The 25,836-nt window shown below is 42.6% G+C and carries 24 protein-coding genes; 4 read left to right on the top strand and 20 right to left on the bottom strand.

The features are described 5' to 3' along the window. Position 1 precedes the first annotated feature (1 nt). The 5 genes from G4D54_06895 to G4D54_06875 all read right to left on the bottom strand — a co-directional run bounded on the left by G4D54_06895 (position 2) and on the right by G4D54_06875 (position 3,945). Positions 2-853, bottom strand: a complete 852-nt coding sequence (locus tag G4D54_06895) for an ATP-binding cassette domain-containing protein (protein QJA02170.1) — start codon at positions 851-853, stop codon at positions 2-4. An 11-nt stretch (positions 854-864) separates the two neighbouring features. Next, positions 865-1,962 (bottom strand): hypothetical protein, encoded by a 1,098-nt coding sequence (locus tag G4D54_06890; protein ID QJA02169.1) that lies wholly within the window; start codon positions 1,960-1,962, stop codon positions 865-867. Between the two features lie 88 nt (positions 1,963-2,050). After that, positions 2,051-2,398 (bottom strand): hypothetical protein, encoded by a 348-nt coding sequence (locus G4D54_06885; protein ID QJA02168.1) that lies wholly within the window; start codon positions 2,396-2,398, stop codon positions 2,051-2,053. Positions 2,399-2,573: 175 nt separating this feature from the next. Next, entirely contained in the window at positions 2,574-3,356 is a 783-nt protein-coding gene (locus tag G4D54_06880) for a hypothetical protein (GenBank protein QJA02167.1), read from the bottom strand. Between the two features lie 127 nt (positions 3,357-3,483). Further along, positions 3,484-3,945: a hypothetical protein gene (locus G4D54_06875; GenBank protein QJA02166.1), complete on the bottom strand. Its 462-nt coding sequence runs from the start codon at positions 3,943-3,945 to the stop codon at positions 3,484-3,486. 146 nt (positions 3,946-4,091) lie between these two features. On the opposite strand from G4D54_06875, the gene G4D54_06870 reads away from it, so the two are divergent. Then, entirely contained in the window at positions 4,092-4,946 is an 855-nt protein-coding gene (locus G4D54_06870) for a mechanosensitive ion channel family protein (protein ID QJA02165.1), read from the top strand. A 79-nt stretch (positions 4,947-5,025) separates the two neighbouring features. On the opposite strand, the gene G4D54_06865 is transcribed toward G4D54_06870, so the two are convergent. Both G4D54_06865 and G4D54_06860 read right to left on the bottom strand, forming a co-directional pair. Continuing rightward, entirely contained in the window at positions 5,026-6,777 is a 1,752-nt protein-coding gene (locus tag G4D54_06865) for a DEAD/DEAH box helicase (GenBank protein QJA02164.1), read from the bottom strand. A gap of 170 nt (positions 6,778-6,947) precedes the next feature. Continuing rightward, positions 6,948-7,415 (bottom strand): hypothetical protein, encoded by a 468-nt coding sequence (locus G4D54_06860; protein ID QJA02163.1) that lies wholly within the window; start codon positions 7,413-7,415, stop codon positions 6,948-6,950. Between the two features lie 904 nt (positions 7,416-8,319). Here G4D54_06860 and G4D54_06855 point away from each other — a divergent pair. After that, positions 8,320-8,520, top strand: a complete 201-nt coding sequence (locus tag G4D54_06855; GenBank protein QJA02162.1) for a cold-shock protein — start codon at positions 8,320-8,322, stop codon at positions 8,518-8,520. A gap of 321 nt (positions 8,521-8,841) precedes the next feature. Here G4D54_06855 and G4D54_06850 read toward each other — a convergent pair whose 3' ends face one another. From G4D54_06850 to G4D54_06830, 5 genes are all read right to left on the bottom strand, one after another. Further along, on the bottom strand, positions 8,842-9,243 hold the full coding sequence (locus G4D54_06850) for a hypothetical protein (GenBank protein QJA05165.1): 402 nt from the start codon (positions 9,241-9,243) through the stop codon (positions 8,842-8,844). A 653-nt stretch (positions 9,244-9,896) separates the two neighbouring features. Beyond that, positions 9,897-11,210, bottom strand: a complete 1,314-nt coding sequence (locus G4D54_06845; protein ID QJA02161.1) for an MFS transporter — start codon at positions 11,208-11,210, stop codon at positions 9,897-9,899. Between the two features lie 951 nt (positions 11,211-12,161). Further along, positions 12,162-12,887: a DUF554 domain-containing protein gene (locus G4D54_06840; GenBank protein QJA02160.1), complete on the bottom strand. Its 726-nt coding sequence runs from the start codon at positions 12,885-12,887 to the stop codon at positions 12,162-12,164. Between the two features lie 298 nt (positions 12,888-13,185). Further along, on the bottom strand, positions 13,186-13,494 hold the full coding sequence (trxA, locus tag G4D54_06835; GenBank protein QJA02159.1) for a thioredoxin: 309 nt from the start codon (positions 13,492-13,494) through the stop codon (positions 13,186-13,188). Between the two features lie 62 nt (positions 13,495-13,556). Next, positions 13,557-14,432: a Cof-type HAD-IIB family hydrolase gene (locus G4D54_06830; GenBank protein QJA02158.1), complete on the bottom strand. Its 876-nt coding sequence runs from the start codon at positions 14,430-14,432 to the stop codon at positions 13,557-13,559. Between the two features lie 114 nt (positions 14,433-14,546). Between G4D54_06830 and ybaK the strand changes: the two genes are divergently transcribed. Next, positions 14,547-15,029, top strand: coding sequence for a Cys-tRNA(Pro) deacylase (ybaK, locus tag G4D54_06825; protein ID QJA02157.1), 483 nt, complete (start codon positions 14,547-14,549; stop codon positions 15,027-15,029). A 44-nt stretch (positions 15,030-15,073) separates the two neighbouring features. Here the strand turns inward: ybaK and G4D54_06820 are convergent, their stop codons facing one another. The 6 genes from G4D54_06820 to nagA all read right to left on the bottom strand — a co-directional run bounded on the left by G4D54_06820 (position 15,074) and on the right by nagA (position 22,290). Continuing rightward, positions 15,074-15,931: a Cof-type HAD-IIB family hydrolase gene (locus G4D54_06820; protein QJA02156.1), complete on the bottom strand. Its 858-nt coding sequence runs from the start codon at positions 15,929-15,931 to the stop codon at positions 15,074-15,076. A gap of 134 nt (positions 15,932-16,065) precedes the next feature. After that, positions 16,066-16,788: a glucosamine-6-phosphate deaminase gene (gene nagB / locus G4D54_06815; protein QJA02155.1), complete on the bottom strand. Its 723-nt coding sequence runs from the start codon at positions 16,786-16,788 to the stop codon at positions 16,066-16,068. A gap of 196 nt (positions 16,789-16,984) precedes the next feature. Further along, positions 16,985-17,905 (bottom strand): aldo/keto reductase family oxidoreductase, encoded by a 921-nt coding sequence (locus G4D54_06810; protein QJA02154.1) that lies wholly within the window; start codon positions 17,903-17,905, stop codon positions 16,985-16,987. A 434-nt stretch (positions 17,906-18,339) separates the two neighbouring features. Further along, complete coding sequence (locus G4D54_06805; protein QJA02153.1) at positions 18,340-19,203, bottom strand: aldose 1-epimerase family protein; 864 nt, start codon at positions 19,201-19,203, stop codon at positions 18,340-18,342. A 79-nt stretch (positions 19,204-19,282) separates the two neighbouring features. Then, on the bottom strand, positions 19,283-20,068 hold the full coding sequence (locus tag G4D54_06800; GenBank protein ID QJA02152.1) for a Cof-type HAD-IIB family hydrolase: 786 nt from the start codon (positions 20,066-20,068) through the stop codon (positions 19,283-19,285). A 1,082-nt stretch (positions 20,069-21,150) separates the two neighbouring features. Then, positions 21,151-22,290, bottom strand: a complete 1,140-nt coding sequence (gene nagA, locus G4D54_06795) for an N-acetylglucosamine-6-phosphate deacetylase (protein QJA02151.1) — start codon at positions 22,288-22,290, stop codon at positions 21,151-21,153. 203 nt (positions 22,291-22,493) lie between these two features. Between nagA and G4D54_06790 the strand changes: the two genes are divergently transcribed. Continuing rightward, positions 22,494-23,693, top strand: a complete 1,200-nt coding sequence (locus tag G4D54_06790; protein QJA02150.1) for an FprA family A-type flavoprotein — start codon at positions 22,494-22,496, stop codon at positions 23,691-23,693. A 203-nt stretch (positions 23,694-23,896) separates the two neighbouring features. On the opposite strand, the gene G4D54_06785 is transcribed toward G4D54_06790, so the two are convergent. Together G4D54_06785 and G4D54_06780 are read right to left on the bottom strand one after the other, a co-directional pair. Beyond that, a complete protein-coding gene (locus tag G4D54_06785) occupies positions 23,897-24,793 on the bottom strand; it encodes a MerR family transcriptional regulator (protein QJA02149.1) in 897 nt (298 codons plus the stop codon). Positions 24,794-25,186: 393 nt separating this feature from the next. Then, positions 25,187-25,804, bottom strand: coding sequence for a thermonuclease family protein (locus G4D54_06780; GenBank protein QJA02148.1), 618 nt, complete (start codon positions 25,802-25,804; stop codon positions 25,187-25,189). Positions 25,805-25,836 lie beyond the last annotated feature (32 nt).

Below are 25,836 nucleotides of genomic sequence, written 5' to 3'. Positions count from 1 at the left end.
ATTATCCCATATAATACAGATAAGCATCTTCAAGTGAGGGGAGAACAGAGCTTTCACCGACTTCATCAACTATATAGCGTACATGAAATACAGTATCCAAACGCAATGACCTTGTAATTTTATGTGTTCTCTGAAATTCCTCCCATACATCTTCAGCAATCAATGTTTCCTGTACCCTACCCTTTAAGCGTTCAATCAACTCCGTTATACTACCTTCGAATAACAGATTCCCTTCCTTTATGAATAAAATTTCTTTTGCAATCGTCTCAATATCCTGCATAACATGCGTTGCTATTAAAACTATCTTATCTTTTGCAATCGTAGAAATATAATTACGCAACCGTATTCTCTCCAATGGATCCAAGCCTGCCGTCGGTTCATCGAGGACCAGTACCTTTGGATCATTTAATAACGCCTGCAGGAAAAATAACCGTTGCTTCATCCCTCCGGAGTAGGCCTTAATTTTCCGGTTCAGATAAGTATCAAGGTTAAGTATACTGCTTAATGCCTTTATCTTTTGTTCCGCTTCCTCTTTCTTTATTCCTTTTAGTGCTGCCATATAATACAAAAACTGCTTCGCAGTAAAATCGCCGTATCCCGTTGTTATTTGCGGCATATAGCCAAGAATATTGCGATAGGTAGAGCCCATCTTTTTTATTTCATCTCCACAATAAGAAATTGTACCTTCATATTGCGTTAAATTCGTTGTAATCATTTGTAATAGCGTACTTTTCCCTGCGCCATTCGGTCCAATAATACCATAAACCCCCGGTTGCAGCACAAAGCTCATATCACGTACGGCTACCGTTTTCCCATAATTCTTCGTCACCTTTTGAACATTTAACGATAACATGAGGCACCCCCTTATGTTAATTCAATTTGTACATACTTTTGGAATTTATCTTCTTTGATCGGATACCTATAAAATTTATTTCCATTTGCAAAATAAAATGAGTGATGGATGATTCCCTGTGGCAATCCTTCCATATGTTCTAAAGCTGTCTTATCAAGCAATTCACCTTTTCTGTTAAACAGATAAAGATTTTTCATGTCAATATCGCATAATACGATATAGTCATCATTTACAAAGGCACTAAAAGAATAGGTATCCAATAATTTCTTTTTCTTATTTGATGCAACATCATAGTAAAAGACACCTTCTTTTTCCCCATTACCTACTTCAATTAAAAACTGGCTGTTTGCATAATAAACATTTTTCTCCTTCTGCCAGAGCTTCATACTGTAATCTGTAAGTGATCCTTTCAATATAGCATTCTTTATGACTTCTTGTTTATCCTTATAGATTTCTGTAGTTATATATACACTATCATCTTCAAAAAACATATTTACAATATTTGTATCAGGTTCTAATTCAAAGCATATTTCATCCTCGTTATCAGACAGGTCATAAGCATGTACCTTGTTGCTGTCTGCATAATATAAAATATTCTTATGTATTGTAAAGGCAAAGGAAACATCCTCACCATCATCACTTTTTGTGACAGAAAGAAGCTGTTCTTCCTCGGTTCCATCAAAATTACTTCTTATAATAGTCTCTGTTAATTGATCTTTTTTATTAAAAGCCTCTACTACATAATAAAGCTTATCCCCATATACAGTATAATTTGAACGCGTTTCATCAGAAATGCTACTACAGCTATCTACATTGTCAAAATCACAGCCGGATTCAGGGTTTGAATCCATTATATTTGTGTTCTTGCCATCATAAAAAACTGTATATTTATGTGTTCCTTCAGAATTTTCATAAACAGGGAACAATAATGCCCCACCTTTAATATCTGCCATGAAAGAGGAAGATGCCATAGAATTTTTCAGTGTAGCATAATCAGCTTCATAATGCAGAGCTTTCTCATCAACTTTCTGTGTCTGCTTGCCGCTACAGCCGCTTAACAAGGAAAACATTATAAACATCGCGATTACTTTAGTGAAATTTTTTTTCATAAGAGTCCCCCTTTAAAATTATTCTTTCGATTATTAGAATAATTCCTCCTAGGTACCTAGGAGGAATTATTCGCATAATAAAATAGAGTTATCGAACATCTGAACTATAATAAGTATTATTTCCTACTTTATGAGTACCATCAATACGTGTAAAGTAACGACCTCCACTCGGTAAAGAGCGTCTAGTTGTTGCATAACCAGTATTAGCATCTCTATAGCCATAATCAGCAGCTAGTGTAATAATACTTGCTCCATCCTTTGTATAACGAGATACTGATTTAATATTGCATGAATCATTAGTAGCATATGTATACCCACTTGTAGTTTTATCATTGCAACTTACGCCATAGTCATATGATGCAGCATTTATTGAAATAGCTGATAAAGCGAATCCAAAAGAGAACAATGCTACAAGCATAAATTTCTTTCTTTTCACAGAATCACCTCCCCCCCATAATGTCAGCGCTTCCATTTATAATTTTATAATAACCTATTAACTATTTTTTGTCAACGCTTTATAACAAATCATATTGATCAGCAGCATATTGATCATATTGAATCAGGAATACAAAAAATCCTCCTGCCGATATTGCAGAAGGATTGGTACCTCCTTATTTTATATTGATCCAATGGTCCTTTCCATCCTCATACACATTTGCACTCAACAGATATAATGGAACCAGCAAATAAAACTGCACCACATAATACAGCGCATAAATACCGATAATACTGATCAGCGCCTGTGTATTATCGGCAGCAGCACTGAATACCTCCATCAGATTGTTACTGATATCATTCCCCAAAAAGGACGTCACTACAAGCAGAATACCAATCTGAGCCACAACAAACCAGATCATATACACAAGAGAGCCGCGAAGAATCACACGAATCTGTTCCCAAAGCAACTGAAAGCTCCCCATCACGAGTGCCTTGATCCGGGTAACACCATCATATACGCCATAGGCGATCAGTGCGTTCCACAGGATAAAGAAGACATTCAGCACACTCATTCCCACATAGTACAATGGTGGAACCATGATCAGAAACGTTGCCACGGTACTGACCAGCAGCTGTATCACACTGACAATAAGACCAGACAGAATCAGATATATGAAGCGTGAAGCGCCGTATTGCACATCCTTCACACTAAAGGATTCATTTCGAACCCTTTGAATAAACAGAAACAGAATCACATAGTTGATCAGTGAAAAAAACAGGGACAGAAGAAAACTCAAGATGGAATACACCAGCGATTTGGCATCCATGATATAAATTAGAGAATCCTTACACAGGGATATCATAAGGCTGGAAACAAGCAGTATGGCAAACAGCCGTAGATGATGCCCCTTCAGCTGTGCAGATAGCTGTTCCTTATATTGTTGATATGTTTTCATAATTACCTCCATGTAACCCGCTGCATACGGGCTTTGCTGCTTGAACTGCTGATAGCTGTCTGTTTCTCCTGTTTCAGCAATCACAATACAAAACATTATACGAGAAAGCGAAAAGAAAAGCAACCGCTCAAAGAGCATGCTGCTTGGTGATTTCGGATTCCCTTATGGGAGTGGCATACTGCAGAAAGTATTTTTCCACCTTTTTGCGTGATACGCATTTCAGCGAGATGCACTGATGATTTTTCAATTCGATGTTCAACACATCCAAATCATTGCGACTGGAGGTAATCGACCATTTTGCTACATCCTGCCAGAACAGCAGAAAGCATTCCTCCTTGCCGTTATTGAGATAAAAGACCGCATAGGTTTCATAAAACTCTATCAGTACAACATCTTTGACAAACAGCAGGCAATACAGAAACAGAAAGGTTATTACGATTCCTATGAGATAGACACGGGTAAACAGCAATGCAATCCCGATGAAAAGGAATACGGCAATGACCAGATACGGCTTTGCGTTGATCTGGTCGATTTTTCTGCCGTCTGTGGGCAAATTTCTGATTTTTAGCACCTTACTTTTTACGTTCACGTTCGACACCTTCTTATCTAGAAATTATTATATATGAAATAATTATTATATCAATATAATCACACAATTCCACTTATTTCTTATATATATTTCGCATATTTCCATGTATAATATTCCTGTATATCACACAGAAAGGACGTGTTGTCATGTTTGACATAGTAAAGGATATAGATCAATGGGGGAAGGGTTCCCTATTCAAATACGGCTTCCTGCAATCCCTTGTCATTATGCTGATATTTCTGTTATGTGCCTGGCTGTGCAAACGGGCAATCAACCGCTGGATCCGTAAAAAGGAAATTGTAAATGCGAAGTTTGTTATGCGCATTGTTAAAATCACTCTGTACACCATAGCCATATACGGCTGTTTATCTCTGCTGACTCCTTTTGAAAGTGTCCTTGGTAAAATCTGGGGAAGTGCAGGTATCATCGCAGTGGTATTAGGTCTTGCGGCCCAGGAATCCATGGGCAACTTTGTAAACGGATTGTTGATTACCACCTTCAAGCCGTTTAAAATCGGCGATCTGGTAAAGGTCAATAACGGAGAATATGAAGGCTACGTGGTGGATATCTCCCTTCGAGATACGGTGATAAGAACCTACGAAAACACAAAGGTTATCATTCCTAACAGCACCATGAACAAAGCCGTTCTGGAAAATGTAAGTCTGACCAATCACACAAAAGGTAATTTTCTATCACTGGACATCGCTTATGAAAGTGATTTGGATAAGGCGATGAATATCATGAAGGAAGAAATCATACGGCATCCCGCTTATGTGGATCCCCGCACAGAGGAGGATATGCGAAACCATGTGGAGCCGGTTATCGTTCGTCTTACCTCCTTCAACGATTCTTCCCTGACCCTGCGTGCCACCGTATACTCGCGTGATAATTCAGAAGGCTTTGCCATGCTGTCTGATCTGCGCATCGCAATTAAAAAACGCTTTGATCAGGAAGGCATTGAATTCCCCTATCCGCACCGTACGATTACCTATAAAGAATAAAATGATAGCATTGCCGATAGCAAGCAATAACCTTAAAACATAAAGGAAAAGCATCCCTTGAGCTTGGGATGCTTCTTTCTTATTTCTCTTTTCTGCTCTTACGAACACTCTTGTCATGACTTCCGGATGCTCGTCTGCTTGGACGACGCTGTGAAGAAGAAGCACTGTTATCATAGCTTCTGCTGCGTCCGCCTTTATTATAACCGCCTCCGGTTCCTCTTCCATTGGAACGGCTGCTGTTTTTGCGCTTCGGCGCACTGTCGATTTCCACCATGACTTCCACACCGCGGATATGACTGCGCTGCATATTGCTCAATACTGCATCCACCTTGCTGGCTTCCACATCCACCAGGGTGAAATCCTTGCGTACATCAATACGCCCGATGGCTTTTCCATTCAGTCCGGATTCCTCAATGATTGCCGCAACGATATTACCCGGCTGTACACCATTGTTTCTTCCGACATTGAATTTCAACGTGATAGCATCAAATGCAGATGCATAACGCTTCACATCCTCATCCGCTTCAATATCGATGATTTCATTCTTGTAGGTCATGGAAATCAATGCAGAAATAATGTTTTCCAGAGCAATTCCCTCTGCCATCAGTTCATTTGCAATCTCCATGCTTTCTTCAGTAATGCCCTCATCGCATGCTTCCTTTACCTTTGCAACAAAAGCATTGCGGTTGGCTTCCATCATCTGTGCACAGGTTGGCAGCGCATGACGGACAATATTGGTTTTCGTATAACGAATGATGTCACGGATTCCCGCACGCTGCTTTCCACCGCTTACCAGAGTGATAGCAAGACCTTTCTTGCCGGCTCTTCCGGTACGTCCGACACGATGGATGTAATATTCATTATCCTGTGGAATATCAAAATTCACAACCAGATCAATATCATCCACGTCGATTCCGCGGGCTGCGACATCCGTGGCGATCAGAATCGGATAATTTCCGGAACGGAACTGCTCCATAACACGGGAGCGGAACTCCTGCTTCATATCCCCATGCAGAGAAATCGCTTTGATGTTGTGCTTATTCAGCTCATCACACAATTCATCTACCATTTTCTTCGTATTACAGAAAATCATGCACAAATCCGGATCGTAATGAGACAGCAGCACACGTAAAGCATTTGCTTTTTTTCCACGCGGTGCATCATAATAAATCTGCTCTACTGTATCAATAGTACGCTGTGCAGACTTAATTTCCACACGTACCGGGTCATTCTGGAATTCCTTGGTGATACGCAGAATTTCCGCAGGCCATGTAGCCGAGAACAGAATGGTCTGATGCTCGTTGCCCTCCGGCATCATGGACAGGATTTCTTCAATATCTTCCTTAAAGCCCATGTTCAGCATCTCATCCGCTTCATCCAGAATTACCATATTGGTATTATCCAGCTTCAGTGTACGGCGGTTCAAATGATCCATGATACGGCCCGGTGTACCGACAACGATACCGCAGCCTCGTTTCAACAGCTGAATCTGACGGTCAATCGGCTGACCTCCGTAAATCGGAACGATCTTAACGCCTTCCTTGTACTTTGAAAATTTTCTAAGCTCGGTAGCCACCTGGGTGACCAGCTCTCTTGTTGGACAGATGATCAGTGCGTTCGGATATCTTGTTCCCTGACATACTTTCTCAATCGCCGGGATACCGAATGCAGCAGTTTTACCTGTTCCTGTATTTGAACGACCAAGCACATCCTTGCCCTCCATAATAAGCGGAATGGATTGTGCCTGAATATCGGTTGCATTTTCATATCCCATTTCTTCAACAGCCTTCATTACCTCGCTGCTGATCTGTAATTCATTAAATGTTGTCATTGTTACCTTCTTTCTATCATTGCAGGTTAAAAACTCGTAATAACTTACTAAGTTTACCATACGATGGTACATACGTCAATTTATAATTTTTATCATCTATCAGTTTTCCCATATAAAACTACGGCATTCAGCAAATAAAAAAATAGTGCGACTGCACCATTTTCTGTAATCTATGCCATGCTGCGGTAGCAATCCTCCAGACGCTCCACAAGAAGATCCTTAGAAAGGTCAAGAACAAAGGACAGCTCCTCACAGAGTACACCCTCAATACGGGAAAGACATTCCTGATAACGGATACCTTTTTTACCTTCCGCGTATTTCCAATACAGCAGACCAATGAGCAGCTGTACCTGCTGTTCCAGCTTGTAGTCCACAATACTCTGCTGAATCTGCATAAGCGTAAGACTGGCTGGAAGGGATGATTCCTGTTTGGGAGTAAACAATTTCTTCATGATGAGATCCGCCTCATCACTTTCCATCAGATTTCGTACACCCACTCGTGGCAGGCTCTCGAACGGTATGGAACAGGTACTTCCATCCGCTGCCGTAATTACCATACGCTTTTCTTTTTTGTCGATGCCTGTAACATCACAGATGCCCAGGTTTGGATGAAATACCTTTTCTTCATAGTTTACCATTTTATATACCTCAATACCCTCAGTCTATGCTTTTTTCAGTGAAAAGTCAAATAAATATCAAAAGAAATCAAATCGTCTTTGGAGCAAAAGAACACAAGATTGCTGAAGCAAAAGATTCGTTTTCACGTTCTAAACGAATATGTAAAAAAACCTGGTCTGATACAAAATACCGATGCATTATATACATTATGACGAATCGCAATTACACAGTGAAGCATTCCTGCCCGCCGAACCTTTCTGCCCGCCGAACCTTCTGCACTGCAGCAAGCATACGCTTTACATAGTAATTCCAAAAAGAACAGTTGGCTTTCTCTCTATATAAGCTCTATGCTCAACTTTGTCAATAATGAATCGTCTTTCAGATATATAATATACGCATGCGAATGAAGTGCAGTAACCGCCATAATTATACCAGCACTTTCTTTCTGCATTTCAAATCTTCAGACATTTTTGTCGTCTTATACTGTTAGCGTTTTGCGTATGGTTTATCATAAACAGCTGCGAACCAGAAATGCCGCAGAGTAAGTGCTTATGAGAACGTTTTATTCCATTGTGATCAAATGATGCATCAGGCTATCATTGCACTTCTTTCGAGGAATAATCAATCAAGGATACCATAGAGGATACTTTTGTATGTATGAGTTCACTGCCATTCGATAATTTACCCTTATCTCAGCTGATATCTACAACAGATTGGTGAATCGTAACGACCATATTGCAAATAATTACGAAAGTTCTTGCTTTTCTCATTTCTTGTGTTATACTGAAAGTGTAATAACAAGCAAATAACTATGATTTCAATATTCACATATCAGGAATTGTAATTATCTCATTGTACAATTCACATATGTGTTTTTTTATGCCATGAGAGTGCTTCTTATCTACATTATAAGGAGGTACTAATATGAGTACAGGTAAAGTAAAATGGTTTAATGCAGACAAAGGATACGGATTTATCACAACAGACGCTGGTCAGGATCTGTTTGTACACTATTCTGAAATCCAGACTTCCGGATTCCGCACACTGGAAGAGGGAGCAAAGGTTAACTTCGAGATCAATACAAACGATCGCGGAGATCACGCTGCAAACGTAACTGTAATTTAATTATACAATCAAGGGAACCGTCGATAGAAATCGGCGGTTTTTCATTATCCGAAAGCAGCACCGCCTCTTTGACTGGGCTCCTTTGAAAAACGGATCGCACAGCTTTTTGCGTGCTATGACATTTTACAGAACTGTTCGTCAGGACATGCTTATCGGTATAGAAAAGGCTCCGCATGCAATGCAGAGCCTTTTCCAAAATTATAGGGGATAGAATGATGTTATACGTAAATTAGGGATAGTTTTCGGGGATCATTTACGTATCAGCAGTTTTCTCATCTGCCACCCATACTATACAGCACTTCATTTTCGCAATTTGTCGAACTATGTCGCCTGTTCGTTTTTTTCTTCATTCATATGAATCAGCGGCTTCAGCAGCTCATAGAAATCCTCATATGGAACAAAATGAATTTTCTCTTCCTCTTTATAAGCCACATAATATTTCCCATAGCTGTCATAGATTACTTCATATTTATCCTTCTTTACAAGCACCGTAGTCAGAGGTATCTTGTAGCGGGTCTTGTTTCCATTTACCAGCTTATCTTCATAGGCATAATGCGTGCTGGCAAATACGGGATGATCGATACCCTCAATCGTCAAGCTGCCCTTTTCAATATCCGGCAGATACAGATCACTTTCACCCATCTCTATGTATTTACCTGGAAATTTTACAGCAGCCGCCTGTACTACATCCTGCTCCTCAAGTCCTGTAATCTGCAAATCCATCACCTTCCTATGCATCGTATTATATCATGAATTATGTGCTTTTTGACATCTTAGAAATGCTAATCACACAATTTGTGTACGAAAAAGTCAAGTTTCCACACATTTTTCCATGATCCCACCATATTTAAACGGAAAGTTTTTTGTATACTATAGGCAAGCAAGTGGTAATCTTGCTTAGTATGACATATTTCCCCCAAAAATAACTTCATACTTTCTCCCTTTCAAAATTATATAATAATGATACAAAAAAGACGTTCCCCCAAACGTCTTTTTTGTTGTATGCAGGATCATAGATTTCTCTTTACAGCAGCAAGAATGACTGTAAAGCCACATTTTCCCTTTCCATCACCTGTGTCCGCTGATACCAAAATGACTGTATTCGTATGTACAGCTTTTCCCCTTTTTATTCCACGATCCATAAAATTGTGGGAGCTATCACACAATTTGTGCGCCACAATTCTGATTTCCACATATTTTTCCATGATCGCGCCATATTTAAACTGCAAGTTTTTCGTATACTATAAGCAAGCAAGAGGTAATCTTGCTGGTATGATAAAATTCCCCCAAGAATACTTCATACTTTCTCCCTTTCAAATATAAAGATAATAAGATACAAAAGAAGCTCATGAACCCAAGCATGAGCTTCTTTTGTTTTACTTATGTTGTTCATCTATTGTTTCCAAAGACCAGATGTTTGAGTCTCTTCGAAACAGCAGGCAAATCGCGATACCCGCAAATCCCAGCAGTAGAAACAGAAGAGCTGCACCGCTTCCTTCGCCTACACCGATTGCACGTCCAAGCAGGGAGGATGCTCCCTGTGCCGCCATGAAGGGCTCAAGGATATAATCTATAAGGGCACCACCCAGAAAATATCCTGCCGGTATGGTGAAGAATTGAAGAGAATTTCTAGCGGCATACACTCTTCCCTGCATATCAAGCGGTATATGTTCACGCAGCAGCACATCCATATTCGTATTCATTGCCGGGATAAACAGCCAGCCGAGAAATGCCCCCAGACACCATACAAAGGGTTCTCTGCCCAATGCCAGAAAAAAGCTTTCGGTTCCCATGCTGATCAGCAGGGCATTGTGAATCAATCGCACACGTTGATGCCTCGTCGGCTTCAGCATCAGAACAAGACTTCCGGCAAGATTTGCCAGTCCCATACAGGTATTCACTACCCCCAGCACAGCTTCACTGCCACCCTCGCGCATCAGCAGCATATAAGGCAGTGCAGCATCCAGGGTGGAGGCTACCAGATTTATCGCAGCCAGATACAGGATCAGGTCCAGAACACCGCGATTTTCTCTCAGCCAGTGAAGACCGCTTTTTACGCCGTTCAGAAGAGATTGTTTTTCTATAGCGGACACCGCTTCTACAGCAGGCAGCCGTATGAAGAAGGCCAGGGCTGTAAAGGCGACGCTGAAGCTGATCAGATCAATCAGCAGGATTGTCTGCATACCGAACAACGCATAAACAGAGGTTGCGAAAACGGGAACCAGCAGTGTGTTCAATGAATTGGAAAACATCCGCAGAGCGCCTGCTCTGGCATACTGCTTCTTCGGAGTCAGCAGAGTAATCGCCACTTCACTGGAGGGCTGCTGCAGCGTATTCATACATCCGTTTACAGCATTCAGAATATACAAATGCCATATCTCCAGCGTTCCCTGTAACAGCAGGATACTGATTACAAGGGTTGAGCCAGCAGCCAGACTATCACAGATCAGCATTGTCTTCTTTTTATCCCAGCGATCACACAGGGATCCGGCAAACAGGCCGAATATCACATAGGGGGTGTACGAACAGATGGAAAGCATCGCGCTGACCATAGCACTTCCGGATTGTTGCAGACTCCATATGACAAGTGCAAAGCTCGTCATAGAGCTTCCAAGCTGCGAGCATGCCTGCGTACTCCAGAGTACAAGAAAAACATGCAGGTCTTTTATTGTTTGTTTCATATTGTTCATTTTGACTTTGCTCCTTTTCTACATGAATTGTATACAGGCAAAGTCAGCGGACGAGTCCGTAATCATTGCTCCATGCAAGCGATTCGTCCATCAGACTTTGCATGGAGCTGCTGCATAAGGTAATTTCATAATATCTCTCCCTTCATATCAGACTGTATATAGTCTGAGGAATCATTCAGTCTTTCATAATCGAAATAAGCCCTGTTCAAACGTTGTAAATGAACACTCACATGCTATCCGTACAGGCAGCTTACTTCCTTTCCATTATACCACAGCTTCGCGGTATGCTTCCCATAATGTAAAACGAAAACGATGTATTATAACATAGTTTTCCATATTATCTACATTATTTATTGACAAGTATTTTGTATACTGTAAGCAGCAAGTAGGAAATGCTTGCTAGTATGATAATTCCCCCAAAAGTAAATTCATACTTTCTCTCTTTCATTTAAAACTGATAATAATAGAAGCGCACTGTTCCCCCAAGCAGTGCGTTTCTATTTTCTTATTCAGCCAGAGAAGACGAACTTTAATATCATCATGAACAAAACAGAAAATGCAGCATTTGAAATAACGGAATGTTCAAAACAGTACGTGATTTCAACTACATAATTTCACATAGTTGCGACATATTTTTCAGATAACATTTTCGTATACTATAGTCAGCAAGAGGAACTCTTGCCAAGTATGATAATTTCCCCCTCAAATGAAATTCATACTTTCTCCCTTTCATTTAATTTTATAATTCTAAAAGAAAAAGAACGCACCCCCTCAGCGTTCTTTTTCTTTTATTTACGTTTATAGCCGAATTGATCTCTCATCCCTGCACCCTTTTCCTGCCGGCACCATAGTGTATTGCTATCAAAAACGATATGCATTGCTTTTGCACATGGACAGGATTAAGCGGATGATTCTTTCTGTATTGCATCATACTGCTGTCAAAGAGATTGATTATCTCATACCGGATACAAGATATTGCAGTGCTTCCCAGACAACCGGTATTAGCAATGCCGGCAGCAGATTACCTATTTTCATCTGTTTACCGAAAAACAAATTGATTCCAACACCAAAAATCAGTGCATTTCCGACCAGTGAGAGATTCCGGATGAGCGTATCACTGAACAACGGAGAAAGGGTTCCGGCTAGAATGGTGATGGCTCCCTGATACAGAAAAAGCGGAACGGCCGCAAAAACTACGCCAATTCCAAGGGCAGAAGCAAAAACCATGGATATGATACCATCGAGAATCGCCTTTGTAATCAGCATGGAGGCATCGTGTGTCAGTCCATCCTGCAATGCTCCCACAACAGCCATCGCTCCGACACAGATGACAAGCGCATTACTCACAAATCCTTCCACAAATTTATCGTCCCTGCTTTTTACCATACTTTGAAGACGATGAGCCAGCCCCTCCATGCGATCTTCCAAACGTAACAGCTCTCCGGCAACTGCACCAATCCCCAGTGAGCAAATCAGCAGTAGTGTACCGTTCGCCTGCAGGCGTGTACCATCCACTTGCATCATAGCGCTTATCGCTCCGCTGATACCGATAAACAATGTGCATAGACCAAGTGAGCGCATGAGCAAATCGCGTACACGAAGCGGTAGTCCCCCCTTAACCAGCATACCGATCATCCCTCCGATAATCACGGCAGCTGCATTGATTACTGTTCCCATAACGTTCCTCCTCTTTTTTCCTATAAATGTATCATTCCAAAAAAGGAAAGTCAATGAAATCTCCGACAGCTCCTATGAAACAGTTTATTACAGACCTGTTCAAGAAAGGGTAGTGCAACGTGCAGGAACGTATGAAGTGACGAAATACCTCCCCCATTCCCTGGAATTGAACATGCTTTCCATATCCTATCTCTGCTGCAGACAAAAAAAAGATTTCTCATTCATGATCTGCACCATGGAATGAAAAACCTCTTATTTCAGCTCATTATCACAGATACTCAACAGTGGTCTGATTCTTTTACAGCAGCTGATTCAGTATATTTGCAAGCTGTGTCTTTGGCTGATAGCCGGAAATCTGCTTTACTGCTTCTCCGTTCTTGAATACGATCATGGTAGGAACCGACATGATACCAAACTTCATTGCCAGATCACCTTCCTGATCAACATCAACCTTGACTATTTCCGCTTTGCCCTTCATATCCTCTGCCAGCTCCTCCAGTACCGGAGCCAGCATTTTGCATGGCCCGCACCAGGTCGCAAAGAAATCTACCAGGACTACACCCTCTTTTGTTATTTGTTCAAATTCTGCTTTATTTATAACTTTCATAATCTCGTACCTCCGACTATCCACAGTATAGCACATTCTGCCAAAAACATGCATGAAAATGCTCATACTGTGAAATATTTCTGCAATGCCTCCGCAATTCCATCCTCATTGTTGCCGCTACTAACCTCATCCGCCGCTGCCTTAACCTCAGGCATCGCATTCCCCATCGCAATACCGATACCTGCCGCCTGCAGCATTTCAATATCATTTTCGCCATCACCGAATGCCATCACATCATGCATGGGAATATCCAGCATTTCCGCCAGTGCTGTCAGACCACTTCCCTTTGTAATCCCCAGCGGCATCAGCTCCAGCCATTTCGGTGTTGTCAGTCCCAGCCAGTAACGATCCTGCAAATCTCTTTTTGCCTGCGCACTTACTTCAGCCATGACATCCTCATGGTAGGCAACACTCACCTTGTTGATACTGCGGTCAATTTCTTCCCACGTATTGATATAATGAATCTTCGGGTAGCCCTTTCTGTTATCCGCCAGAAGTGCAAAGGCACCTCCCGTCCACGGGTAATCATCACTAAGCTTGTGCTTTTTGCGATATTCCGCTTTTTCCTTTAAGACACTTTCCGGATTATAATCAAACAGTCCGTCATCAAACTGTGCCATAATTTCAACATCCCATTGCCGGAAATATGTAAAAAGCTCTTCCATTTCACTGCGTCCCATCTGCTTGCGGATATGACGTTTTCCACTCGCAAGATCATACAGAATTAAACCGTTGACCTCCAGTAAATAGCCTCCATAGGCATCCATATGCAGCTCTTCGGCATATTCCATAAGCTTGCAATAGCTTCTTCCGCTGGCCAGTACAAGACGTACCCCCTGCTTCTGCACACGCAGCAGCAGCTCCTTGGTTCTGGAGGAAATCCTGTTATCGCTTGTCAGCAGTGTTCCATCCATATCCATTACAATCATTTGTATCATACTATCACGCCCCTTTTGAATAGGATTATACAATGAATATCTTCAGAAGTAAAATCATACTGGAAGAAGAAAAAAAAGAGTGCTATACTAAATGCACAATGGGGAGGTACTGCAATGAAAATACAGAAAACGAATGCCATGCGTATTCTGGACAGCAAGCAGCTGTCCTATGAAGTGCTGAGCTATGCACATGGAAAAGAGGCTGTTGCAGGTCTTGATGTAGCAAAGCAGCTGGAAGAGAATCCGGAGCAGGTTTTCAAAACACTGGTAACGGTTGCGAACACGAAGGAATATATCGTCTTCGTAATTCCTGTGGCACATGAGCTGCATCTGAAGAAATGCGCAAAGGCTGCCGGTGTAAAATCCGTGGAAATGATTCATGTGAAGGATATTAATAAGATTACAGGCTACGTCCGTGGGGGATGCTCCCCCATCGGTATGAAGAAGCAATTCCGCACCTTTGTACACGAAAGCTGTACAGGGCATCCTACCATAATGTTCAGTGGCGGGAAAATCGGTGTTCAGATCAAAATGCAGCCGGATGAACTGTTAAGACTGATTCATGCGGAAACAGCAGATCTCATCAGTGAAGCTTAGTGCTGTCATGCTCCATGGCAGCTTTTTTCATAAAAAAGGAGAGCTTACTCCCCTGATGTAAATACATATTTATCCAGCGCCTTCGCGATTCCCATCTGATCATTGGTATCGGTGACATCCCATGCTGCCTGTTTCAAGGAATCCATAGCATTTCCCATAGCGATGCCGTACTTCACGGTTTTGATCATTTCCATATCATTTTCCGCATCTCCAAACGCCATCATTTCCTCTGTGGAGATTCCCAGCTTCTTTCCAATACGCAACAGCGCACTCGCCTTGGATACCCCCTTCGGCATAACCTCAATCCAGGCAGGACCAACCTCCAGCAAGTCATAATCCTTCAATTCCCTACGAAGATGCGGCAGGTGCTTCTTGAAAAAGGAGGCCGTCTGTATCAGTACAAACTTATTCACATCCTGTGTAATTTCATAGTCTGCATCCTCCAGTGGAATGAAATTTCGCTTTCCCTGATTAAACCCGTAATCCATCGGCCGCCCAAACACGACACTGCGCACCTTTTTCATTGCCTTCAGACGCTTGGATATCAAATCATAGAAATCATATCCGCAGCAGCTGATGACCTCAAAATTATATTTCATTCCCAGTGCCATCACTTTCTTTGCGTCATTGCCGTCCAGCACCTTATCCACATAATATTCCTTTTTATGAAAATCATAAATAATCTGTCCGTTAACCCCTGCTACAAAATTATCACCTCTGTGCTCAAGCTCCAAGGGCTCATATACAAAATCAATACCACCCTTATCCCGTCCGGTAGCTATCGTTATGGAAATCCCCATCTCCTGTGCCTTGATCAGACGTTTTTTGGTTTCCTCATCAATTGTCTTCTGCGTGGTCAGCAGCGTTCCATCCAGATCCAGTGCTATCAGTTTTATCGCCATATTCTACCTCTACTTTCTTTTTCAACCCTATTATAGCGAAAATAGAAAAAAAGTAAACCTGAAATCCCTGTAAAGAAGCTCTGCCAACCGTAAAGAAAACGGACATCTCTATTGAAATGTCCGCTCCTTTATATTTATTTCGCTAATTTAGCAGCTGCTGCCTCATCAACAACAACGACAACATCTGCATGATTCTGCAATACGCTTGCAGGACATGCCGGATCAACCGGTCCGTTGACCATAGCTGCAACAGCATCTGCCTTGTTTGCGCCGGATGCGACAAGCAGGATTTTCTTTGCCTTCATGATGGTCGCAATTCCCATTGTAATTGCATGTGTCGGCACCTGATTGATATCATTATCAAAGAAACGCGCATTATCAGAACGTGTTTTTTCTGTCAGCTCAACGATATGCGTTTCCTCTGTAAACGGTGTACCCGGCTCATTAAATCCGATATGTCCGTTTCCGCCGATTCCCAGAACCTGTACGTCCACGCTGACATTTTCCATAGCCTTTTCATAGCCTTCACAGTCTTCCTTCGTACTTCCATAAGGTACATGAATCTTGTCTTCCGGTAAGTCGATACCCTTAAACAGGTTTTCATGCATGAATGTCCAGTAGGATTCCGGGTGATTTCTGTCAATTCCAACATATTCATCCAGATTGAAAGACTGGCACTGTGCATAGCTTGTTCCATTGTCCTTATGATCCTGAATCATGTTCTTGTACAATCCAATCGGACTGGAGCCTGTTGCAAGACCTAAAACAGCATCCTTTTTGTTTGTGACAACTTCCTTCATAACAGCAAATGCTTCTTTGCTTACTGCATCGTAATCTTTCACTACAATAACTTTCATTTTCTTTTCTCCTCCTGATATTACACAGTAATATCATACCATTTTAAAAGCATGTTTTCAATGTCAGAACATACATATCCTGTATTTCCAGCCGATCGCTGAGCACCGGCTTCTTGCATTCCATATACGATTACAGATGGTAGCCGCTTTTTTCCATGCGGCGTTTGTTTTGCTTCTGCAGTTCAGATCCCGGTTCCTATGGCAACAGATTTCCGGCTGCAACATAGATGGAATACCATTCCTCTCTGGTCAGCGTAATGTCACAGGCTTGTACAATCCCTTCAATGCGCGCAGTATTGACAGAGCCCAGAATCACCTGCATTTGAGCCGGATGGCGAAGCAGCCATGCTGCCGCAATCGCACTGCTGCTGACCTGATATTTCTTTGCTAGTGTCTGAATCCGTGCATTCACCTCGGGAAATTTCGGATTATCGAGGAACACACCTTCAAACATGCCATACTGAAACGGTGACCAGCACTGTATTGTAATATCCTGCAGTCTGCAATAATCCAGTGTACCGTTATCACGGTCAATACCGCGCTGGTCAAAGGTATTGACATTGACACCGGCATCAATCATCGGTGTATGCATGACACTCAGCTGCATCTGATTGATTTCAATCGGCTGCCTGCTGTATTTTTTCAGCAGCTCAATCTGATAGGGATTGTGATTACTGACGCCGAAATGCTTCACTTTTCCTGAGGTATACAATGCATCAAAGGCCTGTGCTACCTCCAGCGGATCCATCAGGACATCCGGACGATGCAGCAGCAGATAATCGAGATATCCACATTGCAGACGCTCTAGAGAAGCATCCACACAGTGAAGTATGTAGTCTCTGGAAAAATCATAATGTGTTGTTTCACTGCGATGGATACCGCATTTTGACTGAATGAGCATATCCTTTCTTAAAGAAGGCTGTGCCTTCAATACCTTACCAAACAGCTCCTCACAGACTCCTTTTCCATAGATATCCGCATGGTCAAAGAAATTGATACCGAGCTTTAAATCCTGATGAATCAGTTCCTCCAACTCGTTTACGCTCATGGCATCAATACGCATACAGCCCTGTATGATAGCCGGTGCCTGTGTACCTGCAATGCTTATGCTTTTCATATGCTAGCTTCCTCCTCTTTATCAGTTGCCTTCATTATACTTCTTTTTCCTGTACGTGAATACAGGAAAAAGCTTTTTTCAGCAATGGAATTCTTATTGCATAGGAAGCAGAGCATTAACGCGGATACCATTTCATTCCTGATTCTGTACTTTGCCAGCTGAATTCAGAAAAGGGCTCCCAGTGCCTGCCAAGCCCTTGAAATCTCAATTGCCGGAAGCAGCCCCTGTGTATGAACGCACAACTGCCTCTTTCTGTCCTTCATCCGCAGCATGATATCTGTTCTGCAAGGAGCAGGGTAATTAAAACAGTCTGTAGGTTTTTCATCACCGCATGAAAAGCGCTACTGCCACGGCATGAAAAAGGATATGCAAAGAGCCTTCCTCCTATCCCATATCCGGCTTAGGAAGCACGCTTTCTGCATATCCCTGTTTTTTTAAAATACCTGAATTGTATATGCGGTTGTGAATGTTTTTCCTGCGGAAAGTGTCATCGTTCCCTCACGATGGGAGAAGTCTTCCTCCACCCTTGAAAAGTCCGCATGGCCGTACCACGGCTCCAGACAGATAAACGGCGCATTCTTTTTCGCTGTCCAGATTGCCAGATACGGATAGCCGCTGATGGAAATGCGCACACCGTGGTTGTTCGGTCCGGATAATGTCAGATAGGAGCTTTTCATCCCCTGATAGATCAGCGTCGCATATTTCTCGATTTCCTCATAGCTGCAAGGTATCGTCTGCAGCTCCACATCCTCCAGCGTATACGGTTTCTTCTTTTCAGGATCAAACACCAGCTGCTTCAGCTTCTCCGGATTCGAAAAACGCATGGTATAGTCCTCAAACGCCTCTCCCTCACACAACGGACAATTGAAGCCGGGATGCAGCCCGAATGTAAACGGCATGTCCCGTTCTCCGGTGTTCGTGATACGATAGGTTACCGTAAGGGTATCATCCTGCAGTGCATAGCCTACCTCATAATGAAAATCGAAGGGGTACTGTGCTTTTGTTTCCGCACTGCTGTCAAATGCCATGATGACCTCTTTTCCATCATCGCATACACAGTCGAGCGTCGCATAGCGAACCAGACCGTGATTTTTCATTGCATATGTTTTGCCATCCATTTCATAGGTGCCATCCAGCGTATTGCCTACCAGAGGAAACAGACCTGGATTTTTCCCTGTCCAATAATCCGGATGTCCCTGCCACATATACTGAATGCCGGTTTCCAGATCGGTAAAGCTTTCAATTTCTCCACCCTTCGCAGTAAAGGTCACCTCATAACGATTATTTGTTAATTTCATACTGCCTCTCCTCTCTCAGTTGTTCATGTCTATTATAGCACAACAAAAAGCAGATTCTCCAGAAACTGCAGGACTTCTCCTATATCCATTCCATCTCTTTACAGAAGTGATATAGTCCATCCTCGTCAATGGAACCGCAGACATAATCCGCTGCCGCCTTTGCTTTAGGATTGGCATTCCCCATAGCAATGCCGATGCCTGCGGCCTGCAGCATCCCCACATCATTGGCACCGTCACCAAAGCATGCGATCTGTTCAACCGGAATATCCCAATGTGCAGCCATCGCCTCTACCCCTTTGCTTTTATCTACGTTTTCCGCTGTGATTTCCAACGTATTGGAGGAATGCGTTACAATAAAGGCATCCTTCATGAGCGCAATGATTTCCTCACGCTGTTCCCCGTTTTGCGGATAGGCAAGCATATTAAACACTGTTTCCTGCTCATAGGGCTTTACAACGGGCATATTCAGATACAGCTTGAAAAACTCATCACGGATATTGTGAGGACAAGGTGTTGTCAGACAGTCATTGTCAAAGGTGGAGTACCGCACAGGTATGTGCCTTTGTTCACAGTAGCGGATGAGCCGCTCCACCTGCTCCTGTAACAGGGGAAAGCTGGTGACAGTCTCCTCTTTGCCCATGATGAGTGCTCCCCCATCAAAGATTGCAGCATCAAATGCAAAATCCCGAAAAAAGGCCGGAAGATTACGGACCTCATAGCGACACCGGCTTGTAGCGATACCGATACGGTATCCGTTTTCCTTCAGGCGGTTCAGCGTCTGACGGGTGGTTGCAGGAAAATCATGAATACGATGCGTATACAGCGTATTGTCCACATCAAAAAATAAAGCTTTTATATGTTTCATATACAATCCCTCATTTCATAACGCTTATCATTATAGCATGATAAAGGGATAAAACAAAAGAAGCACCTGGGGAAGTGCTCCTTTTGCTGTTGCTTATTATTTATTTAATAGAAAGGAAAAGTATGAAAAATTTTCTGAGGGGAAAAATTCATATCTGCAGGATTCCTCCTGCATGCTTACAGTATACCGGAAAGTTATATTTCAATTATGTAGAGAACTTGTAAAAATGTGTGTTCTTTCAAGTGCCTGAACCCAAATTATGTGAAGCACATGCAAAAAAGGGCTGTAGAAAGATACATGTGAAATTCTCACGGATTTGCCAACAAAAAAGGTGCCTTGGGGGAAGCACCTTTTCTGTATATGGTAATTAGTATTTTGAAAGGGAGAAGGTATGAAATAATTTTGGGAGAAATAGTTCATACAGGCAGGATACCTCCTGCCTGCTGATAGTATACTAAATGTCTATCAATATATTATGTATAGATCATGGTAAATTATGTGGAATGCATGCATCGGCAAATCGGTAATCATCATTTTTAATCGTATTTCAGCAACCTGAGAATGTTCCCTGCGTTTATTTCCATCAGTGAAGCAGTTCCTGCCTTGATTTTTTACTATTTTGTCTTCCATTTTCAATCATACTTGAATAACGGTATCGAACGCTTTTCTGAGAAGACCTGATCTGTGCTACAGCTATCCCTCCGGTAAGGACCGCATAAGGCTTATGGCAACAGCATGCATTTGGTCATATTTCATGACTCCCTGTGCAAACATATGAATCATCATGAATCTGTGTGCTTTTCTTTGGTTAACAAAAAAGATGCCTTGGGGGAAGCATCTTCTCTGTATATGATAATTATTATTTTGAAAGGGAGAAAGTATGAAATAATTTTGGGGGAAATCGTTCATACAAGCAAGATACCTCTTGCTTGCCTATAGTATACAAAATGTCTATCAATATATTATGTATAGATCATGGTAAATTATGTGTAATTCAGCGAAGCTCACCCCAAATTATGTGAGCATTGCCGTAAAAATGCTGAAAGGGAATCCTGCGGATTCCCATCTTGTTTCTATTATGATTAGAATGCTTCTTTTCCTCTTACGTAGGTCATTTCGACGGAGTAATCATCATTCAGTACAACGATATCTGCATCATAGCCAGCCACAAGCTTTCCTTTGCGATCATCCACATTCAGATATCTTGCCGGATTCAGCGTACAGGAGTTGATTGCATAATCCCAAGGAATCATCGCCTTTTCAACAAGCACCTTCAAGCCCTCATTGACCTTCAGGGTAGAGCCCGCAAGACTCTTTGCGCCGGTCAGATGTGCACTGCCATCCGGATACAGCTCAATTTCATTTCCACCGAAGAGAACCTTTGTCCCGACCGGCAGACCTTTTACCATTAACGCATCCGTAATCATGATGGTATAATCTCTTCCCTTCGCCATGAACAAATCGTTTAATGCATCCGGTGTAGAGTGATTTCCATCACAGATAACCTCACCGAAGGTATCACGGAAACGCATAGCAGCTCCTACCAGACCCGGCTTGCGGTGATGGAACGGTGTCATACCGTTAAAGATATGCGTCATGGAAGTTGCTCCGTTGGCAATTGCCATACCTGCTTCCTCAATCGTTGCCGCAGAATGTCCGATGCTTACGCGGACATCGTTTGCTGCACAGTATCTTGTCAGTTCGAAATCCTCGTCACGCTCGGTAGCCATTGTTATAATTTTAATCAGTCCGTCGGCAGCCTTCTGATACCGCTTGAACTGTTCAACATCCGGTTTTACAATGCACTGCTCCGGCTGTGCTCCCTTGTATACCATATCCAGATACGGTCCTTCAAAATGGATACCGAGGATTTCCGCTCCCTCATAGCCATCCGCTACGACCTTTGCGACATTTTTCACTGCCTTGGTAAGTACCTCCTCTATCTGTGTGATTGTGGTAGGACAGATTCCGGTAACACCCTCCTCGGGAATGTGTTTCATCCAGTTTCGCAAGCCTTCTTCTTCTGCATCATTGGTGTCAAAGCCATAAGCACCATGTGTATGAACGTCAATGAATCCAGGTACAATTCGTCTTTCACCATAGTCCTTGTCAGCCGGTTTAGCGCCATAAGCGAGAACATTTTTGATTTTTCCATCCTCCAGCTCCAGCTGGGCTTCGATGAATTGACCGAGTACCCATATTCTCTTACTTTGAATAATCATGAAATAGCTCCTCCTTTATTGATATCTTTATTATACTACCCGAATCTTTTAATTTAAACGGGTTTGCAACTTAATTTTCAATTCGTGTACCGTTTCTGCTAAAAACTGCAAACAATGTCACTTATTTAATTTGTGAATAAAAAAATTAAATAAGTGGACATCCTCCTTATATCATATTAAAATAGAAATCAGAGGTGAAGGAAATGAAACAAGCAATACAAATTAAAGAAAATATGTACTGGGTCGGTGTTCATGATTTCAATTGCCGTCATTTTCACGGTGATCTGTTTCCGATTGCAGAAGGGACGACCTATAATTCCTATCTGATTGTCGATGAGCAGGTGACACTGATTGATACTGTTGAGGAAGAATTCTATGATACGATGATGGAGCGTATTCGTTCGGTAATCGGTGAGCGAACCATTGACAATGTTATCGTACAGCATGCAGAGCCGGATCATTCCGGAGGCTTCCTGAAATTTATGAAGGATTATCCCAATGCCAGACCGTATGCCAGCAATGCCGGTGTGGGCATCATGCTGAAGCAGTATTTCAAAAGCTATGATTTTCAAAGGGTGAAAACCGGTGATACCTTGTCCACCGGGCGTTATACGCTTACGTTTGTGGAAATGCCGATGATTCACTGGCCGGATAACATGCTGACCTATGTCGCAGAGCAGAAAATTGCATTCTCCAATGATGCGTTCGGACAGCACATTGCAAGCTATGATATCTTTGATGATGCACACGGTGCTGCCAAGTGTATTGATCGCGCAAAGGATTACTATGCAAATATCGTGATGCCGTATGGTATGCAGGTTGCCAATAAGCTGAAGCAGATTCGGGATATGAATCTTGACATTGATATGATTGCCCCGGCACATGGTATTATCTGGAGAAGCTATCTGCCGGAGCTGTTTCAGGCATATGAGGATTTTGCGACCTTCAAGGCGGTTGATAAGGCGGTCATTGTATATGAAAGTGTCTGGAAGCATACACAGATGATGGCTGAAGCGCTCGCTGAGGGCATGGGAAGAAACGGAATTTGTGTAAAAATCTTCAAATGCTCAATGACCTCCCCCGCAATCATACAAAAGGAACTGCTGGATGCCAAGGCGGTTCTGGTCGGAAGCGGGAATTACAACAATGCCATGGCGGGAAGCATTGCGGCATTTCTGGAAAAGCTCATCACCTGCAAGGTGAAGAATAAAAAGGGGCTTGGCTTTGGTTCCTATGGCTGGGCAAATCTCGTCACAAAGGAAATCAATGCCCGACTGGAAAAGGCAGGAATCACACTGCTGAATGATGAGGTTGTTTCACAGAATTACACGCCGAGTGAAGCGGATTTGGACGCACTGATGGAGCTTGGTAAACAGATTGCTGAAGAAATCAAGGCGATGTAGGTTTGATTCAGCTCTGCCAGTGAGCATATACATAAAAAAGCAAGGCACGCAAAATGCCTTGTTTTTTTATGCAGGAGTGCTTGTACGTTAACATACACGCTGTGCGTTTCTAAAAACGTAGCACAACAATAGCGTACCACCTGCCTGATACTCTCTGTTTCTGATGTGGATGGTGCTGATTTCAAGTACCGATAAAAAGAGTTTTATGATTTTTTCACGAGATGAAAATATTCATCATAGCCCAGATTCAGCTCTGTACAAATTCTATCATTGATTGCATAAAGGGCATTTCGATATTCACGATAGGCTGGACTCAGCTTCTCCATATTCGGCAGGAATATATCATTGTAACCACTTCTTTGCAGCTCCATCATCCAGTGTCGTTTACTGATTGAGGAAGGCAGGTAGCGAAGCAGACAATATTTCTGAATCCGATACTGATGGAGAACCGCCTTTTTCATTTGCGCGTACTGCTTTGCATCAGGTTCCAGTAGCCTTTTCAGCTGTGCATCCAGCCTTGCCTGTATAGCCGCGGCCTGCTGATTTTGTAGAAACCCCGTTAGAAATGTAACGATTCTCATAGACAGCGGCATCTTCAGGTCGGTTGTATCCCAGAATGTGAGAATTGCCTGATAGGCATCCCGCTGCTCCTGCGTCGTGATGGGGATCTGGAGATACGGCAGAAAATGATGCAGAAAGAGCTTGCCATAAAAGCCCGGTATCATTTCCTGAATAGCTGCCGCAATTGTTTGATAATCAAGCTGCTCCTGCAGTACCTGGTAATCCTTTGCGCCTGCCAGCATTTGTTGCACTGCCGCCAGCTGTGCAGATTGCTGCTCCAGATATCTCTGCATCTGTTCTTCAAGCCGCTGCAGCTCCTCTTGCTCCACCTGGGGATCATGCAAAATACGTTGAATGGCGGATAGCTCCATCCCCAGCTTTCGATAAACCTGAATCTGTTGCAGAACAGCTATGTGATCTTCGGTATACCGGCGATAACCGTTTTCATCCTTTTCCACCTGCAGCAGTCCCTTTTCCTCATAATACTTGATGGCCCGCTTGGTCATTTGTACCTGCTGTGCCACTTCCTGTAGTTTCATGAGATCACCTCCAGCTAAACCATATACCTGTACGCGGCGTACAGGTCAATAGAAACAGCCACATTTCTCTCTTATATCATGCGAAAGCAGTGCTTGTAAAGCGCACACCCTCTGCACAACCGTTTTCGTAACGAAGGCGAAAAGCTTCCCACGGCTTTTGATATGCAGTAACTATCTGTATATAAGCATTGCAGTCACCATCCCATATGGCAAAGCTGTCGTTAAGATAAGAGCATGAGACCTGCCAGGCTTTTCTTGCCAGAAAATCCCTGGAACCTGCCTGTAGAAAATGCTCCTTTTCTGCATGTATTTCCTTTGCAGCTTAGCTTGTTTGCAGTAAAGAAGCTTTAACAGCAGTTACCGCCTTTCCCACATGAAGGCGTACATTTTCTGTTATTTCCTGCGCAGCTGCTTTACTCCCTTGCGGATATAGCGCTGTTTATTGCGCTTGCCCTTTGCAAAGAACAGCCCGAAAACAATTAAGATAACACCGCCTGCAGCTCCCAATACATACTGTATCGTTTCATTATGTTCCTCTTCAGCAGCCAATCCATCGCTCCACATATTCAGCTTCTCTTTTTTTGCTTCTTTCTCCAGCGTCTGCAGCTCCTTCGTATATGCATAATCACCATACAGATACTTCACCTCTGCCAGTCCCTTCTTTACAAGCTCCTTTTGCAGCAGGACATCATCCGCAAACACCCATGCCAGTGTGCGTCCGTATTTATCCAGCTTATCACTGCCGTCATCATATTCCAGCTCGATCGTTTCCGCAGATTTCAAGGCATCACACACATAAGCGCTTGCCTCTTTGCCATAGGGCTCTTTGGTTTTGGTATATTCAGGCGCATTGATTGCCAGAAATCGTACTGTCGTATCCTTGCCATTGATTTTAAAATGTGCGGTGTCTCCATCTGTACATTTGCTAAATTCAACTTCCTCTCTTGTATTTGCCTGTACAGGCAGTGCTGCCATAAGTGCCAGCAGACAAAAAAACATAATTTTCTTCATAATATCCTCTCCATGAGTTTAATTATAATGAA

Source organism: [Clostridium] innocuum, from assembly GCA_012317185.1.
Taxonomy (GTDB): Bacteria; Bacillota_I; Bacilli_A; order Erysipelotrichales; family Erysipelotrichaceae; genus Clostridium_AQ; species Clostridium_AQ innocuum.
The sequence above is the reverse complement of the archived record's forward strand: the minus strand, read 5'-3'. Positions and strand labels throughout refer to the sequence as shown.

What these genes read in the sequence shown, in the direction of transcription:
- G4D54_06895 (QJA02170.1), bottom strand. Translation starts at nt 853, where the DNA reads ATGTTATCGTTAAATGTTCAAAAGGTGACGAAGAATTATGGGAAAACG.
- G4D54_06890 (QJA02169.1), bottom strand. Translation starts at nt 1,962, where the DNA reads ATGAAAAAAAATTTCACTAAAGTAATCGCGATGTTTATAATGTTTTCC.
- G4D54_06880 (QJA02167.1), bottom strand. Translation starts at nt 3,356, where the DNA reads ATGAAAACATATCAACAATATAAGGAACAGCTATCTGCACAGCTGAAG.
- G4D54_06870 (QJA02165.1), top strand. Translation starts at nt 4,092, where the DNA reads ATGTTTGACATAGTAAAGGATATAGATCAATGGGGGAAGGGTTCCCTA.
- G4D54_06865 (QJA02164.1), bottom strand. Translation starts at nt 6,777, where the DNA reads ATGACAACATTTAATGAATTACAGATCAGCAGCGAGGTAATGAAGGCT.
- G4D54_06860 (QJA02163.1), bottom strand. Translation starts at nt 7,415, where the DNA reads ATGGTAAACTATGAAGAAAAGGTATTTCATCCAAACCTGGGCATCTGT.
- G4D54_06855 (QJA02162.1), top strand. Translation starts at nt 8,320, where the DNA reads ATGAGTACAGGTAAAGTAAAATGGTTTAATGCAGACAAAGGATACGGA.
- G4D54_06850 (QJA05165.1), bottom strand. Translation starts at nt 9,243, where the DNA reads ATGGATTTGCAGATTACAGGACTTGAGGAGCAGGATGTAGTACAGGCG.
- G4D54_06845 (QJA02161.1), bottom strand. Translation starts at nt 11,210, where the DNA reads ATGAACAATATGAAACAAACAATAAAAGACCTGCATGTTTTTCTTGTA.
- G4D54_06840 (QJA02160.1), bottom strand. Translation starts at nt 12,887, where the DNA reads ATGGGAACAGTAATCAATGCAGCTGCCGTGATTATCGGAGGGATGATC.
- trxA (QJA02159.1), bottom strand. Translation starts at nt 13,494, where the DNA reads ATGAAAGTTATAAATAAAGCAGAATTTGAACAAATAACAAAAGAGGGT.
- G4D54_06830 (QJA02158.1), bottom strand. Translation starts at nt 14,432, where the DNA reads ATGATACAAATGATTGTAATGGATATGGATGGAACACTGCTGACAAGC.
- ybaK (QJA02157.1), top strand. Translation starts at nt 14,547, where the DNA reads ATGAAAATACAGAAAACGAATGCCATGCGTATTCTGGACAGCAAGCAG.
- G4D54_06820 (QJA02156.1), bottom strand. Translation starts at nt 15,931, where the DNA reads ATGGCGATAAAACTGATAGCACTGGATCTGGATGGAACGCTGCTGACC.
- nagB (QJA02155.1), bottom strand. Translation starts at nt 16,788, where the DNA reads ATGAAAGTTATTGTAGTGAAAGATTACGATGCAGTAAGCAAAGAAGCA.
- G4D54_06810 (QJA02154.1), bottom strand. Translation starts at nt 17,905, where the DNA reads ATGAAAAGCATAAGCATTGCAGGTACACAGGCACCGGCTATCATACAG.
- G4D54_06805 (QJA02153.1), bottom strand. Translation starts at nt 19,203, where the DNA reads ATGAAATTAACAAATAATCGTTATGAGGTGACCTTTACTGCGAAGGGT.
- G4D54_06800 (QJA02152.1), bottom strand. Translation starts at nt 20,068, where the DNA reads ATGAAACATATAAAAGCTTTATTTTTTGATGTGGACAATACGCTGTAT.
- nagA (QJA02151.1), bottom strand. Translation starts at nt 22,290, where the DNA reads ATGATTATTCAAAGTAAGAGAATATGGGTACTCGGTCAATTCATCGAA.
- G4D54_06790 (QJA02150.1), top strand. Translation starts at nt 22,494, where the DNA reads ATGAAACAAGCAATACAAATTAAAGAAAATATGTACTGGGTCGGTGTT.
- G4D54_06785 (QJA02149.1), bottom strand. Translation starts at nt 24,793, where the DNA reads ATGAAACTACAGGAAGTGGCACAGCAGGTACAAATGACCAAGCGGGCC.
- G4D54_06780 (QJA02148.1), bottom strand. Translation starts at nt 25,804, where the DNA reads ATGAAGAAAATTATGTTTTTTTGTCTGCTGGCACTTATGGCAGCACTG.